Genomic DNA, 14,698 nt, shown 5'->3' with positions numbered 1-14,698 from the left:
TCAACCCTCCATCGCGCGACGCAGGGCGGCGGCAAGCCGTCCGGGGCCGGGGAAGTAATCCCATTCGAACGCATGCGGATAGGGCGTGTCCCACCCCGCCACACGGTCCACCGGGCTTTTCAGATGATAAAAGCAACGCTCCTGCACCAGCGCCGACAGCTCGCCGCCGAAACCGCCATAGCGCGACGCTTCGTGGAAAATGATGCAGCGCCCGGTTTTCTGCACCGAGGCCACGATCGCGTCGATATCCAGCGGCACGATCGACCGCAGGTCGATCAGCTCGGCGTCGACGCCGCTTTCCTCGATCCCGGCCAGGGCCACATGCACCATGGTGCCATAGGCCAGAACGGTCACATCCCCGCCTTCGCGCACCGTCGCGGCCTTGCCCAGCGGCACGGTATAATGCCCCTCGGGGACGTCGGCCGCGGGATGATCGGCCCAGGTTTTCAGCTGCCGGTCGTGATAGCCGTCGAACGGCCCGTTATAAAGCCGCTTGGGTTCCAGAAAGATCACCGGATCGTCGCATTCGATCGACGCAATCAACAGGCCCTTGGCATCATAGGGCGTGGACGGGATCACCGTCTTCAGGCCGGTGATATGGGCGAAAATCGCCTCCGGGCTCTGGCTGTGCGTCTGGCCGCCGAAGATGCCCCCGCCATAGGGCGAACGCACCGTCAGCGGCGCGGTGAACTCGCCACCCGAGCGATAGCGCAGCCGCGCGGCCTCGGACACAAGCTGATCATAGGCGGGCAGGATATAGTCGGCAAACTGGATCTCGGGCACCGGGCGCAGGCCATAGGCCCCCATGCCGATCGCGGTGGCGATGATCCCGCCCTCGGAAATCGGCGTGTCGAAACAGCGGGTCAGCCCGTGCTTTTCCTGCAGCTTGTCAGTAACGCGGAACACGCCGCCGAAATAGCCCACATCCTCGCCGAAGATCAGAACGTCGGGGTCCCGCGTCAGCATTACATCCAGCGCATCGTTCAGCGCCTGAATCATGTTCATTACCGGCATGTCAGATCCCCAGTTCGCGGCGTTGTTCGATCAGGCGCCAGTCGGGCTCGGCGAAGACATCCTCGAACATCTCGCTGACGCTGGGCTTGGATTTGCCAAGCGTGCCCACGGCCTCGGCTTCCTTGACGGCGGCGCGCACGGCATCGTCAAGCTCGGCGGTCAGGGCTTCGTGGCGCGCGTCGTCCCACTCGCCCAAGCCGATCAGATGCTGTTTCAGACGCTCCAGCGGATCGCCCAGCGGCCAGTGTTCGGGCTCGTCGGCGGGGCGGTATTTGGTCGGGTCGTCGCTGGTCGAATGGCCCGAGGCGCGGTAGGTGAAGAATTCGATCAGCGTGGCGCCGTGATTGGTGCGCGCCCGCTCCTGCGCCCATTGGGTCGCCGCCCAGACCGCCAGGAAATCGTTGCCGTCGACCCGCAAACCCGGCAGGCCATAGCCGATCGCCTTGGCGGCGAAGGTCGTCTCGTTCGCGCCGGCAATGCCCGAAAAGCTGGAGATCGCCCACTGGTTGTTGGTCACGCACAGGACCACCGGCGCGCGATAGACCGCAGCGAAGGTCAGCGCCTCGTGAAAATCGCCCTCGGCGGTGGTGCCGTCGCCGATATAGGCCAGCGCGATCTTGTCGTCGCCCTTGTAGGCAGACGCCATCGCCCAGCCCACGGCATGGCCGAAGCGGCTGCCGACATTGCCCGACAGCGAATAGAACCCATAGTCGCGTGCCGAGTACAGGATCGGCAGCTGGCGGCCCTTCAGCGGGTCCTTTTCGTTGGAAAATATCTGATTTACCAGATCGGTCAGCGGATAGTTCCGCGCCATCAGCCAGCTGAGCACCCGGTAGGTGGGAAAGCACATGTCCCCTGCCCCCAGCGCCAGCGACTGCGCCGCGCCGATCGCCTCTTCGCCGGTGGATTTCATGTAAAAGCTGGTCTTGCCCTGGCGGTGGGCCCGGAACAGCCGGTCGTCGAACACGCGGGTCAACAGCATCGCGCGCAGCCCCATGCGCAGGGTTTCGGGCGACAGTTTCGGATCCCACGGACCCACCGCCGCGCCGTCATCGTCCAGCACACGCACCAACGTATAAGGCAAATCGCGAATTTCGGCTTCGGCCACGGCAATGTCGGGGCAGCGCACCGACCCGGCCTCGGGTATCTCGATATGATCAAAGCTGACCGGATCGCCCGGGCGCGCCGGTGGCGCTGGCACATGAAGTTGCAGCTTGGGCAGATTGGACATGAGGACCTCCCGCGTTCTCAGTTCGCGCTAGGATGCCATCGGTTGCCGGAATTTTCTTTGCTTTTTTATCCTTTCCACATCCTATATTAGGATGCTCACAGCGAAAACAGGCGCACTATTAGGATAGAATTTCGCCTGAATCGATGAATTGAACATGAAGGATCCGAATCGCGTGGATGAGACAGATCGCAACATTCTGCGCCACCTGCAGAACTCCCCCAGCCTTCCCATCGCCGAACTGGCGGTGAAGGTCGGCCTGTCGCACACGCCCTGCTGGCGCCGGCTGAAAAAGCTGGAGGCAGACGGCGTGATCGTCGGGCGCGCGGTGATCCTCGACCCCAAGCTGCTGGGCCTCAGCGTCGATGTCTTCGCCCATGTCCGCCTGAAACAGCACGACGAACAAACGCTGGAAGCGCTGGAGCGTGCGACGCAGAACTACCCGTCGATTGTGGAATGCTTTTCCATGAGCGGTGAAAGCGACTATGTCATGCGCGTCGTCGCGGGCAGTATAGACGAGTATGAGACCTTCCTGAAAAAGGTGCTGCTGCACCTGCCCGGCGTGGCGTCGATCAATTCCAGCTTCGCGCTCAAGCGCGTGAAGATGACGACCGCCTTGCCAATCTAAACATCCCCCCGGACGCACGGGTTGCCCGGCATATGCCCCCGCCTCGGGTAATCGGGCGGCGGTGTGGTGGCGTTTTCGCCACACCCAAAATATCGATATTAATATTATATAGTATATGATTACGTCACGTAATATTTCCCTTAGTCAGCTTACCATCTAGAATACGTGGGTCCACTGACCATCCACACGACCTGCGGCCCGGTAAGAACAGGGGAGGAAAATAGCACGGACGTTCCGCTCATGCGGTTGGCAGGGGTGATGATGAACCCCCGCGAAAGCCGCGAGCGCGGAGTGGCGCGAGATGACCGTCTGATCGGCATCGCCAAAGACAGTCGCGCCGGAGGAGGACAGAGAGCACGAAATCGCACTTTACGCGCAAGGGCAGATCAACTGCCCCGATTCACAGGGCCGGCGTTTGCCCGGTTGCCGGGCACCGGCGGCCAAAACGTATCGACACTTAAATGAGGGAGAGAGACATGAAAAATACAATTGGCGCTGCGGGCATTACGCTCCTTATGGCGACCACAACCGCAAGCGGCGGCAACCAGGACCTGTCGGGCCAGAGCATTACCCCGCTGTTTGAAACCGGAAACCACGTCGAACTCGGGATGACGATCGCGCAATCGGATGTCTCGGGTAAGGATTTCCTTGGCGGTGACACCGGGGAAGCTGCCGGCGATCCGACCTTCTTCACCGCCGCGATCAAGGCGGATCTGAACGAAAAACTGTCCTATGCCATTATCCTGGACAAACCGTTCTACGCCGAGGCCGCCTATCGCGGCCCCAGCATTTATCAAGGCCTGACCGCAGAAATCAACACGAGCGCCGTAACCACCCTGCTGCGCTACAAGTTCGATGAGAACTGGAGCGTCTATGGCGGCCTGCGGGCGCAGTCGCACAAGACGAGCCTGTATGTTCCGCTGCTCATGTCCCCCAACCTGGGGCCGACCCCGAACTACAACTTCACCACCGACACCGCCTGGGCCTTCGGCTATACTGTGGGCGCCGCTTATGAGATCCCGAAGATCCATCTTCGCGCCTCGCTGACCTATCATTCCAGCATCGAGCACGAACATGACGTCGTCGAAATGGGCGTTCCCGGCACCTGGAAGGCCAAATTCCCGGAATCGGTGAATTTCGAGTTTCAGACCGGCCTCAACCCGCAGACCTTCATCTTCGGCGGTGCCCGCTGGGTGAACTGGGACGATGTCAAACCGACCCTGCCGGTGTCTGGCTTCCTGTTGCAGGACGTGGAAAACCTGACGACCTATCGTCTGGGGGCTGGCCGCATCTTTTCGCCCCGCTGGATCGGCGTGGTGGAACTGGGTTATGAACCCGGCACCAATTCCCGCTTCGACCCGCTTTACCCGGTGGACGGCTTCACCAGCGTTGCGCTGGCCGCGATCTATAACGCGGACAAGGCCCAGTACACCGTGGGTGTGAACTATCTGGACATCGGCGATGCCGTGAACCCGGCAACCGGCAGCTGGACCGGCAACTCGGCCTGGGGTCTGGGCGCCAAGGTCGCCTACAAGTTCTGAAAAACAGCCTGCGGGGGGTGGCCTTATCCCCTCGCAGGCCCCTGCCCGTCGCACTCCGGCGCGGCAACCTGATGGGCCAACGCCACGCTTGCACCACTGGCCGATGCCGCAAGGATCGCGTGGCAAACCTCCAGATTGGCGACACCCCAGGCCCCGGTCTGCAACGGGCTGATCCCGTCGCGTACCGCAGCGATCAGCGCAGACAGCACCGGCGCGCGCGGGCCGGGCAGCGCAGCGGCCGGGCGAAATTCCTTGCGCTCGTCGCCATAGATCCAAATTCCCTTGGGCGTCAGCCTGATATCGCCCTTTTCACATGACACGATGACCGGGCCGAACTGCTCGCTATAAGGCGCCGCCGGGGCCGCCGGGGCCATGCCATAAGTGCGGGCTGATTTGGCCTGCACCTCCTCCTCGGGGCTGTCCAGCCGGGCAAGACCGCGCCGGGCCGCGCCATAGGAACCGACATTCTTGGGGTGGCCGGTCTCGCCCACCCAGTCCTGCCATTCGTCACTGTCGAAATGCGCATAGCCCGAATAGGTCAGGGTCGCCACGGCACCCCCGGCAAAACGCAGCATCGCAGTATAGGCGCCTTCGGATCCGCGCGCCGGATCCCACATTCCGACCGCAGCCGTCAGACTGTCGACCCTGCCGCCCGCCAGCACCCGGACCACATCCACCTGATGCACCGCCTGGCTGAAGATCACGCCGCCGCCCTGCGCCGTCAGCAATTCCTCGGGTCGGCGCGGGCGGTACAGGAAATCGGTATAGTTCAGCGCATGGATCATCCGCACCGCGCCAAGCGCGCCGCTGCGGATCACCGCGCGCGCCTGCCCGACCGGCTGATCGAAACTGTGACTCGGCCCGACGATCAGATGCACACCCGCCGCACGGCAGTCCGCGACCATCTGCAACCCGTTCTCGATCGACACCGCGATCGGCTTTTCGACCAGAACATGCTTGCCGTGCCGGGCGCAGACCGCCACATGCGCGGGGTGAAGCTGATGCGGCGTGGCGATATAAACCGCCTCGACCGCCGGATCGCGGCACAGCGCCTCGATCTCATCATAGCCCTTGCCGCCGAATTCTTCCTCGAACGCCGCGCGGGCCTCGGCGCGGGGATCGCAGGCCGCGACCAGCCGCACCCGATCATCCGCGCGCAGCGTCGGTAGCGTCAGCATGAAGGCCCGGCCCAGCCCGACGACACCCAGACGCAGCGGCGCTGACGGATCACAATTCAATGGCCAGATCCCCCTCGGCGGCGCGCGACACGCAAATCATGATGCTGTCCGCGCGTTCAGCGTCGTTCAGCACCAGATCGCGGTGATCCACCTTGCCCGAAACAAGTTTGCAGCGGCAGGTGCCGCAGGTGCCGCTTTCGCAGGAACTGACCGTCGCAATCCCCGCCTCGCGCAGTGCCTCAAGGATCGAGCGGTCGGCGGGAATCTCTACCGTCCGGCCCAGATTGACGATCTCGACCGTGAACGGCGTGTCATCGTCGCGAACCGCATCGACCGGTTTGAAATCCTCGAAATTCACCGCGCCCTTGGGCCAGTGCCCCGAAAGCGCGGTGATCTCTTCCATCAGCGGCTGCGGCCCGCAGCAATAGACCTGCTGCTTGCCCGGCTCTTCGAATTCGGGCCAGAAATCATAGACCTGCGACAGGTCGCCCTGATCGTGATGAAAGGTGACCGCATCGCCAAAGGCCTGGGCCATTTCATCGCGATAGGCCGTCTCTTCCGCCGCGCGGGTGCAATAGACGATGCGAAACGGCTTGCCCTCGCGCTTCAGATGCCGGGCCATCGCATAGATCGGCGTCACGCCGATGCCGCCGGCGATCAGCAGATACTCTGCGGCGTCTTTCAGCGGGAAACTGTTTTCCGGCGTCGAAACACGCAGGACCGTACCCTCCTCCGCATCCGCGTGCATTGACGACGACCCGCCCCGTGAACGTAGTTCAAGCTTGACCGCGATCACATAACTTTCCGGCGCACGCCCGTCATTGACCAGCGAATAGCGCCGCATCGCCCCCGACGGCGTTTCCACCGTGACATTCGCGCCGGGAGCGAACCCGACCAGCGGACCGCCGTCTTCGGGCAGCAATGTGAACTCGCAAATCGTCGGGGTCAGCATACGGCGTTGCGCCACCCGCATCGTATGAAATGATTGCTCGCTCACGATCACCCTCCTGCTTCAAAACCGCTTATTACTTAGCAGTCTAATTATTCATGTCAAGACGGGGCCAGGCGGATCAGGTTCGCCCCTGCCTTCGACGCCGCACCTGACACAGCACAAGCGCCGTGGCCAGGACAACCAGCCCCACCAGGTTGAGCACCAACGCACCGTTGAAAAGTTCGCTCGGGATCAACAACGCAAACCCGGCGGCGACAAAGCCCAGACGGGTCGCCGGGCCAAGCCGCACACAGTTGAACCCGACCATCCCGACCGTCACCCCATAGATGCCCGCCAATGCCGTCAGTGCCGCCCAGCCGACCGTCACCGGATCGCCCTCCAACAGCAGCGCCGGCGCGAACAAGAACAGGAACGGCACGATGAACGCGGTCCAGCCCAGACGGATCGACGCCCAGCTTGTCTGCCACGCGCTGGCCTGGGCGATATTCGCCGCCGCGAAAGAGGCCAGCGCGACCGGCGGCGTGATCATCGACATCAGCCCGAAATAGAAGACGAACAGATGTGCCGCCATGTCCGGGATACCGGCCTCGATCAGCGCCGGCACAACCAGCGTCGCCAGCAGGATATAAACGCCCACCGTCGGCATCCCCATGCCCAGCACGATACTGATTACCGCCGTGATCAACGCCAGCAACAACAGGCTGCCGCCGGCCGCGCCGATGATATGCATGGTCAGGTTGAACGCCAGGCCGCTCAGGTTCAGCACGCCGATGATCACACCCGCCCCCGCGCAGACGATAATTAGCTGCGTCGCCGCGCCGCCCGCACCCGCGACCACGCCGGGCAGCGCGGCCAGCCCGATCCGCCTGCCCTTGTAGCCGAAGATCAGATGCCCGGTCAGCAGGATCGCCGCCGCCCACATCGCCGCCATTTCCGGGCGCATGTGTTTGGCGAACAGCAGATAGAACAGCGCCGCGAAGGGCAGCAGGAAATACCAGCCGCCGCGCAGCGTCGCCTTACCCGAAGGAAGATCAGCCTTGTCCACCGACGTGACCCCGTCCTTCGCGGCCAACAGATCGACATGCAGGAACAGCGCAAGGTAATACAGAACGCCCGGCAGGAAGGCGGCCAGCATGACCTTTCCATAAGACACGCCCAGAAAATCGGCCATGATGAAGGCGGTCGCACCCATCACCGGCGGCACCAGCTGTCCGCCGGTCGAGGCCACCGCCTCGATCGCCCCGGCATAGCGCCCGGGCACGCCCGCGCGTTTCATCATCGGGATCGTTACCACCCCGGTGCCGACGACATTGCCCACCGCGCTGCCCGAAATGCTGCCGAACAGGGCCGACGCCGCGACCGCCACTTTCGCCGTGCCGCCGCGATAGCGGCCCATGACCGACATCGCCGCATCGTTGAAGAAATCCGCCGCTCCCAGCCGCGACAGCATCTGGCCGAACAGCACATAGGGCACCACGACCACAACGGCGACCTGCAACGCAACGCCCAGCATCCCGTTCGCGTCGATTGACAGATACACCGCCAGCTCTGCCGGGCTGGTATAGCGCGCCTCGAACTGACCGGGGTAAAGGTGACCCAGAAACCCGTAGGACAGAAAGGCCAGAACCACCACCAGAATGCCCAGACCGGCCGCCAGGCGCAGCCCCTCCAGCAGCAACACCAACAGGATCGCCCCGGCGATCAGCCCGTCGCGGGGCAGCATCGTCGCCAGCATCGACAGCCGCGGATAGCTCAGCGCCAGATAGACCGACGCGGCCACGGCCAGCCCGGCCGCGACCAGATACAGCGCGTGCGGGATCACGCGCCGCGTTTCGGCCCGGATGACCAGATCCAGAAAGGTGACGGCCAGCGCCGCACCCAGACAAGGTGCCAGCAACTGCTCGCCATAAATCGTCAGGTCAAAAAACTTTCGGAACAGATCAAGCGCATAGAAAACGGCCGCCAGGACAATGGCGATTTGCAGCCCTGCGCGAATAGTCCGGCATGGAGAAGTGAACACGTGCGGTCCCCTGTTTCAAAGATGCGGTACGGAACACGCCCGGCAATCCGTGAACGTTGTTCCAATGGCTCTCGGGGGGGTCGCGCCGAAACTGGCACGGCCCCCTTGCCTTAGCTCGTGATGGTGATGCCGGCGCGTTTATTCGGAGAAATACCGAAGCGCGCCGGGATGATAGATCAGCCCGTCCATCGGCTTGTAAAACGTGTCGCGGCTGAAACCGGCGGCGGTCTTGTGGATCGTGCGAAAGTCGTCGGCATTGTCCCCGATCGCCTTGACGATGGTATGAATCGTCTCGTCATCCACATGCGCGCCCGCGATGATGATGTAGTCATACGACATCATCGGCGTCGGCCCGTCGATGCCGAACACCTTGTCCGACGGCTCGATGGTCTGGACATAGGCGCCGCGCACATGCTTGCGCATCGCCTCTTCCCCGTCCCGGCCGTGTTTCAGCGCCAGCCAGCGCACCCCCACAGCGGCGTCCGCCTCCTGCGTCTTGCCGCTGTTGAGCGACATGAAGGCCGCGTCGGCGTTTCCGGCGATGAAATCGTCGATACCCCGCGTGACCGATGGCGCCATGACCGGCTTCAGGTCGTCGATGCTCAGCCCGCTATTGGCCAGGATGCCATCGACCTGCGCCGTCAGCGACGGCTGGTTGGTAAAGCCGTAGGTGATCGATTTTCCCTTCAGATCGGCGACCGTCCGATAGGGTGAATCCTTGCGCACGAAAATCCCGTAGCTGGACGGGCCGACCACGCCCAGCACGCGCAGGTTTTCCATCGCCCGCCCGACGAACGGCTCCTCCCCCAGAACCGCCGAATAGACCGACGGCGCCGCAATCGCCTGCAGATCCAATCGCCCGGCATCGATAAGCGGCATGGATCCCCCCGATCCGCCGAAGGACTGGACGCGCACGTCCAGCCCCGCCTTTTCGCTCAGAAATTTCCCGATGGCCGCGTTGAGCGCATAATTCTGCGACCCTTGCGATCCCGCGCCGATTCCCAGTGATTGCGCCCCGGCGGACCCCACCGACATCGCCAACATGAAAACAGCAGTCTTGACCAGCTTTCGCATGGTTCTCCTCCCTTTGAAGTCACTTATTAGTTAGCAGGCTAACTGTTAGAGGATGAGCCAAACCCGACCCGCCGTCTAGAAAATTTAATTATGACGCCACAAAGGCTTGCCGCACTGCAGCTTAAGACAGGACCACCAGCGCCACGCCACAGACCGCAACGACCGAGGCCGCGATCGTGATCAGGCTGGGTTTGCGCTCGGTGTGAAACACATAGGCGGCCAGAAAGGCGCTGACGAAAACCTCGAACGCGCCAATGATCGACACGGTGGCCACATCCGCGTGGCGCAGCGCGGTGAACTGGCAAATCTGCCCTACCGACATGGTGACCGCGGCCAGCAGCTGCCAGCCGCGCGTATCGCGGAACACATGCAGCACCGCGTCGCGATAGCGCCCGCCCCAGGCCGCACCCCCGGCATACCAGATCAGCCCCGAAACCGCGCCGACCCATGTGCCCAGAAACGGGTCGGGAATATAGGACATCCCCAGTTTGCGCGCCACGAAAGACGCAGCATAGGACAGCGACGAGGCCACGCCCAGGATCTGCCCGAACCGCAGCCCCTGCCGCCCCGCCAGCACCGCACCGGCCGGGGCTTTTTCAAAGATCACCACCAGGATCGAGCCCAGGATCACCGCCATCCCGGCCGCCGTCAGCCATGAAATGGCTTCGCCCAGGAAAACGAAGGCCAGGATCGTCGCGAAGAACGGCACCAGGCGGCGCAGGATGCTGGCATTGATCGCGCCCGCCAGTTTCACGGTTTCGAACATCGCCAGCCGGCCGATCACCGTGGCCAGCCCCCCCGCCAGCAGGAAGAAACCGATCCCCGCCGCCCATTCGGGCCGCGACAGCGTGCCGGTTTGCGGCGGGCTGAACAACAACCACAACAGAAAGGAAAACGTGGCGGTAAGCAGCACCGACAGAAACGCGCCATTGTCGCCGCTCGGCCGCTCGGTCGCGGCGCTTTTGGCGATGGCGATGCCGGAAACCGCGAAGGCCAGCGCCGCAAAGACCGCGAAGAGTTCACCGATCACGCAGAACCTCCGTCCGCTGCCGCACCCGCCTTCTGGCACGCCACACCAAGCAGGACCACCCCACGCAAACGCGCGGGGCGGTCCGTCTAAGTCAGGAATACGCGCCGGTCAGGACCCGGCTGCCTCGGCCATCTCTTTCTCGACATCGTCGAGTTCAAGATTGTCCAACAGCAGCTTTTCCTTTTCCATGACGCCCAGATAACGCCAATCGTCGATCTTGGGCGCAAGCCCCTGATACGACCGGATATCGGCGGTCGGAATGTGTGGCTCGACCAGGCCAAGCGGCACGGCGCCCTGCTGGAACTTCTGCAGCGCGCTCAGCATCAGGCGGCGGAACTGCACCACCGCAATGTCGCTGGCGCCCAGCCGCTCCGAGGTGCGATCCGCGATCACGCCCATCGATTCCCACATGGCGATATCCTGATGCGGGATGCCGGTGATGCCGGTGAAATTCCCCGCCGCCATCAAGTCGCGGTCCTGGCCGTAATCGTTGTCCGGCGTCCGCGCGACGCTGCGGTAATGCTCGTCCAGATCGACACCCACGGTGGCGCGGTTGAACTGGCGCCAGGCATCCTGATCAATGCCCTCTTCCTCGCTCCAGGCGATGAAGTGGAAATAGGTGCTGGTGTCGTCGCGGGGCACGATCACGCTGGTGATGTAATAGGCGTTGTTGGGTGGGATCAACGCGGTGAACGGCGCGATATAGGTGGTGATGCGCACATAGTCATGGGTCTGCGGGTTCAGCAGCGGCTTGCGGATCGCGGCATAGCGCATCCCGTAATTGGTCAGCTGCACCTGAATGCGCGGGCATTTGTCGGTCGAGGGCCGGGTCCAGCCCGCCTCGGTCGATTTGGCGCCGTCGGTACGGGCCGGCTTCATGTCCGACGAATGCAGGCTGGACGAATGGGCTGAATCGATCTGCCCTTCCAGAACCTGAGCCCAGTTGCAGGGCAACTCGATCTTGACGATGCTGACCTTGGCCTTGTCGCTCGGCGCCCAGGCCGGGGCCTCGAATTCCGGCATCTCGCCTTCGGGGCCCATATAGACCCAGACGAAACCGCCGGCTTCGCGTACCGGATAGGCCTTGTGCTTGACCTTGTCGGCAAAGCCGCTGCCCTCTGGTTCGGACGGCATATCGGTCACGTTGCCATCCGGGTCGAACAGCCAACCGTGATACAGGCAGCGCAGCCCGCAATCCTCGTTCCGGCCGTAAACCAGCGATGCTTTGCGATGCGCGCAGAATTCGCCGATCACGCCGACGCGACCTTCGGTATTGCGGAACGCCACCAGATCCTCGCCGAACAGGCGCACCCGTACCGGCTTGCCGCCCGGCGTCTCGACCTGTTCCAACAACACGGCCGGCACCCAGTAGCGGCGCATGTACTGGCCCATCGGGGCGTCGCCCTCGACCCGGCACAGCAGTTCGTTTTCGTCTTTGGTCAGCATCTGCGGTCCTCCCGAAATCTGTCTCGAAAAAGCTTAGTCATCTAACTACTATTCCTTCCCACCTCTGTCAAGCCGACGCGCCACAGAGGGATCATTTCGGCGCGGGGCCCGATTGGGTTTGACGAAGGCCGCGTACTTAAATTAGTTAGTTGCCTAATAGGTTGGCCCGCTCCGGGTCGCCCGACCCCACCACGGTTCCGCGTACGGAACCCCGCAAACGACCCCAGGGAGGTTCCCATGCCCAAGCTTTCGCTCACCATCGCCTGCGAGAATTACGACCGCGTTCAGCCGATTCGCCGCGGCGAGGTGGACATTCAGGGGTGCGAGGTCAATTTCCTCGAACTCGGCCCCGAAGAACTGTTCTTCCGCGCATTGCGCCATGGCGAATTCGATGTGGCCGAACTGTCGCTCAGCTCCTACCTGCTCGGTGTGTCGCGCGGAAAGAACCCCTATATCGCGGTGCCGGTCTTCCTGTCGCGGCTGTTTCGCCATTCGGCGATCTACATTCGCAACGATCGGGGCATCACCCGTCCCGAGGATCTGAAGGGCAAGCGCGTCGGCGTCCCCGAATATCAGCTGACCGCCTGTCTGTGGGTGCGGGTTCTGCTGGACAGTGAATATGGGGTGGCGCCGGGCGATATTTCATGGATGCGCGGCGGGCTGCACGAATCCGGCCGGGTGGAAAAGATCAACCTCAATCTGCCGGCGGATGTGATCATCGAAAACATCCCCGCCGACGCCAATCTGAACGCGATGCTGGCCGCGGGCGAGATCGACGCGCTGGTCTCGCCGCGCCCGCCGCGCTGCTTTTCCGAAGGCCATGACAAGGTGCAGCGCCTGTTCCCCGATTACCGCACCGCCGAGGAAGCCTATTACAAAAAAACCGGAATTTTCCCGATCATGCATGTTCTGGGCATCCGCCGCGATCTGGTCGAGGCGCACCCCTGGCTGGCCAATTCGGTCTATTCGGCCTTCGTCGACGCCAAGGCCGCAACCCTGAAAGCAATGCACGACACCGCCGCGCTGAAGGTCACCCTGCCTTGGCTGATGGCGCATATCGAAGATACCGAAAAGCTGTTCGGTGCCGATTTCTGGCCCTATGGCATCGACCCCAATATTGCCGCGCTCGAAGCGATGGTGAAATACGCCCATAAACATGGCACCGCCGACCGGGCGCTGAGCATCAATGAGCTGTTCGTGCCCAGCACGCTGGAACGGTTCAAGGTCTGATCCACCCCGGCCCGCCTTAAAAGGAGAATTCCATGGCCCTGCTTCGCATCGAACCGATGCTGGATATCGAATCCGGCCTGTATTTCCTCGAAATCTACTATCCCGAAGGATCCGCGCGCCCCTTTGTGACGACCGAACCGCGTTACATGACGGCCGCAGCAGCCGAAACCGACGCAATTGCGACGATTTCGGCGAATGCCAGCATCCCGGGCGCGCCAGAAATCGCGAAATAACCGTCCCTGACGCACCGTAACACGGCCCCGAATGGGAAAGCGCGCTGTCTTTCCCTGTAAAGAATGTGGTTGTATTGTGGCGATTCTATCGTTTGACTACATTCAATCATCTATCACGCCCGCACAGCTTGAATGACGCTCCTGCCGGGCCGCGCATTTCGGAGGAACGACGCTGGGAACGAAACTGAACCTTTCCGCGGGCGAACAAGAAGAGATCCTGGGCGATCTGCCGAAATTCGAGAAAAGCCTTGGCTATCAGGTCCGCCTGACCCATCGGCTGATGCAGCGGCATCTGGCCAAGCAGATCGAACCGCACGGCGTAACGCTGGGCATGTGGTATTTCCTGCGCGCGCTGTGGACCGAGGACGGTCAGACCCAAAAGGAACTTTCCACCACCGTCGGCACGATGGAGCCGACGACCCTGAACGCCATCAAGGCGATGGAGGCCGCCGGCATCGTGCGCCGCGTGCGCAACGACGCCGACCGACGCAAGATCAATATTTACCTGACCCCCCGCGGACAGGACCTGCGCCAGATCCTGCTGCCCGCCGCCCACAACGTCATTGCCAATGCCACGCACGGCTTTTCCGACGAAGAGCGTGAACAACTGCTGCGAATGCTGGGCGCGGTGCAGCGCAACGTATCCGAAGAGCTTTCCAAACACGCCAACGGCAACGACGACATCGCGATCTGACGGGCGTTACAGCCCGACGATCTGCACCCCTTCGGCCTTCAGTTCCTCGATCACCGGTTCCAGGTGGTGAAACGCGGTGTTGGTGATCGGCAGACCGCAGTAAATCGCCTGCTGCATAAAGATTTCCTTGATATCGTCGACGCTCATGCCCGCCCGCAGCGCGGCCTTCAGGTGCATGGTGAACTCTTCCCACCGGCCCAGACCCATCATCGTTCCCAGCACCAGAATGCGCCGCGTGCGATGGTCAAAACCCGGCCGGGTCCAGATTTCGCCCCAGCCATAGCGGGTGATGAAGTCCTGAAAATCCTTGTTCAGCGGCGTGATCGCCTTGTTGGCCGCATCCACATGGGCGTCGCCCAGAACCTGGCGCCGCACCTTCATGCCCGCTTCATATGTGTCGGTCGTCATCTCGCATCCTCCATTTCCTGAA

General features: G+C 62.7%; 14 protein-coding genes. 5 read left to right on the top strand and 9 right to left on the bottom strand.

The window, feature by feature from the left end; translation table 11 throughout:
• A complete protein-coding gene (locus ACSR1C_RS14465) occupies positions 1–1,014 on the bottom strand; it encodes an alpha-ketoacid dehydrogenase subunit beta (RefSeq protein ID WP_460260082.1) in 1,014 nt (337 codons plus the stop codon).
• A 1-nt stretch (position 1,015) separates the two neighbouring features.
• Entirely contained in the window at positions 1,016–2,245 is a 1,230-nt protein-coding gene (locus ACSR1C_RS14460; RefSeq protein WP_460260081.1) for a thiamine pyrophosphate-dependent enzyme, read from the bottom strand.
• Between the two features lie 172 nt (positions 2,246–2,417).
• On the opposite strand from ACSR1C_RS14460, the gene ACSR1C_RS14455 reads away from it, so the two are divergent.
• Positions 2,418–2,870 (top strand): Lrp/AsnC family transcriptional regulator, encoded by a 453-nt coding sequence (locus tag ACSR1C_RS14455; RefSeq protein WP_460260080.1) that lies wholly within the window; start codon positions 2,418–2,420, stop codon positions 2,868–2,870.
• A 476-nt stretch (positions 2,871–3,346) separates the two neighbouring features.
• Entirely contained in the window at positions 3,347–4,411 is a 1,065-nt protein-coding gene (locus ACSR1C_RS14450; protein WP_460260079.1) for an OmpP1/FadL family transporter, read from the top strand.
• A gap of 23 nt (positions 4,412–4,434) precedes the next feature.
• On the opposite strand, the gene ACSR1C_RS14445 is transcribed toward ACSR1C_RS14450, so the two are convergent.
• The 6 genes from ACSR1C_RS14445 to ACSR1C_RS14420 form a co-directional block, all read right to left on the bottom strand.
• Positions 4,435–5,649 carry a Gfo/Idh/MocA family protein gene (locus tag ACSR1C_RS14445; RefSeq protein WP_460260078.1) on the bottom strand — a complete coding sequence of 405 codons (1,215 nt, stop codon included), beginning with the start codon at positions 5,647–5,649 and terminating at the stop codon, positions 4,435–4,437.
• Positions 5,639–6,586, bottom strand: a complete 948-nt coding sequence (locus ACSR1C_RS14440) for a PDR/VanB family oxidoreductase (RefSeq protein WP_460260077.1) — start codon at positions 6,584–6,586, stop codon at positions 5,639–5,641. Before ACSR1C_RS14440 ends, ACSR1C_RS14445 begins: the two co-directional genes overlap by 11 nt.
• A gap of 73 nt (positions 6,587–6,659) precedes the next feature.
• On the bottom strand, positions 6,660–8,561 hold the full coding sequence (locus ACSR1C_RS14435; protein ID WP_460260076.1) for a TRAP transporter permease: 1,902 nt from the start codon (positions 8,559–8,561) through the stop codon (positions 6,660–6,662).
• A 138-nt stretch (positions 8,562–8,699) separates the two neighbouring features.
• Positions 8,700–9,635: a TAXI family TRAP transporter solute-binding subunit gene (locus tag ACSR1C_RS14430; protein ID WP_460260075.1), complete on the bottom strand. Its 936-nt coding sequence runs from the start codon at positions 9,633–9,635 to the stop codon at positions 8,700–8,702.
• A gap of 121 nt (positions 9,636–9,756) precedes the next feature.
• Complete coding sequence (locus ACSR1C_RS14425) at positions 9,757–10,665, bottom strand: DMT family transporter (protein WP_460260074.1); 909 nt, start codon at positions 10,663–10,665, stop codon at positions 9,757–9,759.
• A 108-nt stretch (positions 10,666–10,773) separates the two neighbouring features.
• Positions 10,774–12,111 carry a Rieske 2Fe-2S domain-containing protein gene (locus ACSR1C_RS14420; protein ID WP_460260073.1) on the bottom strand — a complete coding sequence of 446 codons (1,338 nt, stop codon included), beginning with the start codon at positions 12,109–12,111 and terminating at the stop codon, positions 10,774–10,776.
• A 237-nt stretch (positions 12,112–12,348) separates the two neighbouring features.
• On the opposite strand from ACSR1C_RS14420, the gene ACSR1C_RS14415 reads away from it, so the two are divergent.
• The 3 genes from ACSR1C_RS14415 (at position 12,349) to ACSR1C_RS14405 (ending at position 14,268) form a co-directional block, all read left to right on the top strand.
• The gene (locus tag ACSR1C_RS14415; RefSeq protein WP_460260072.1) at positions 12,349–13,341 is read left to right on the top strand and encodes an ABC transporter substrate-binding protein; all 993 of its coding nucleotides are present in this window, start codon (positions 12,349–12,351) and stop codon (positions 13,339–13,341) included.
• 32 nt (positions 13,342–13,373) lie between these two features.
• Positions 13,374–13,574 carry a hypothetical protein gene (locus ACSR1C_RS14410; protein WP_460260071.1) on the top strand — a complete coding sequence of 67 codons (201 nt, stop codon included), beginning with the start codon at positions 13,374–13,376 and terminating at the stop codon, positions 13,572–13,574.
• Between the two features lie 280 nt (positions 13,575–13,854).
• Positions 13,855–14,268, top strand: a complete 414-nt coding sequence (locus tag ACSR1C_RS14405) for a MarR family winged helix-turn-helix transcriptional regulator (protein ID WP_460260070.1) — start codon at positions 13,855–13,857, stop codon at positions 14,266–14,268.
• Positions 14,269–14,274: 6 nt separating this feature from the next.
• On the opposite strand, the gene ACSR1C_RS14400 is transcribed toward ACSR1C_RS14405, so the two are convergent.
• Positions 14,275–14,676 (bottom strand): carboxymuconolactone decarboxylase family protein, encoded by a 402-nt coding sequence (locus ACSR1C_RS14400; RefSeq protein ID WP_460260069.1) that lies wholly within the window; start codon positions 14,674–14,676, stop codon positions 14,275–14,277.
• Positions 14,677–14,698: the final 22 nt, after the last annotated feature.

Source organism: Actibacterium sp. D185-2 (genome assembly GCF_054954595.1).
Note: the sequence above shows the minus strand (reverse complement) of the source record. Positions and strands in the feature narration are given on the sequence as shown.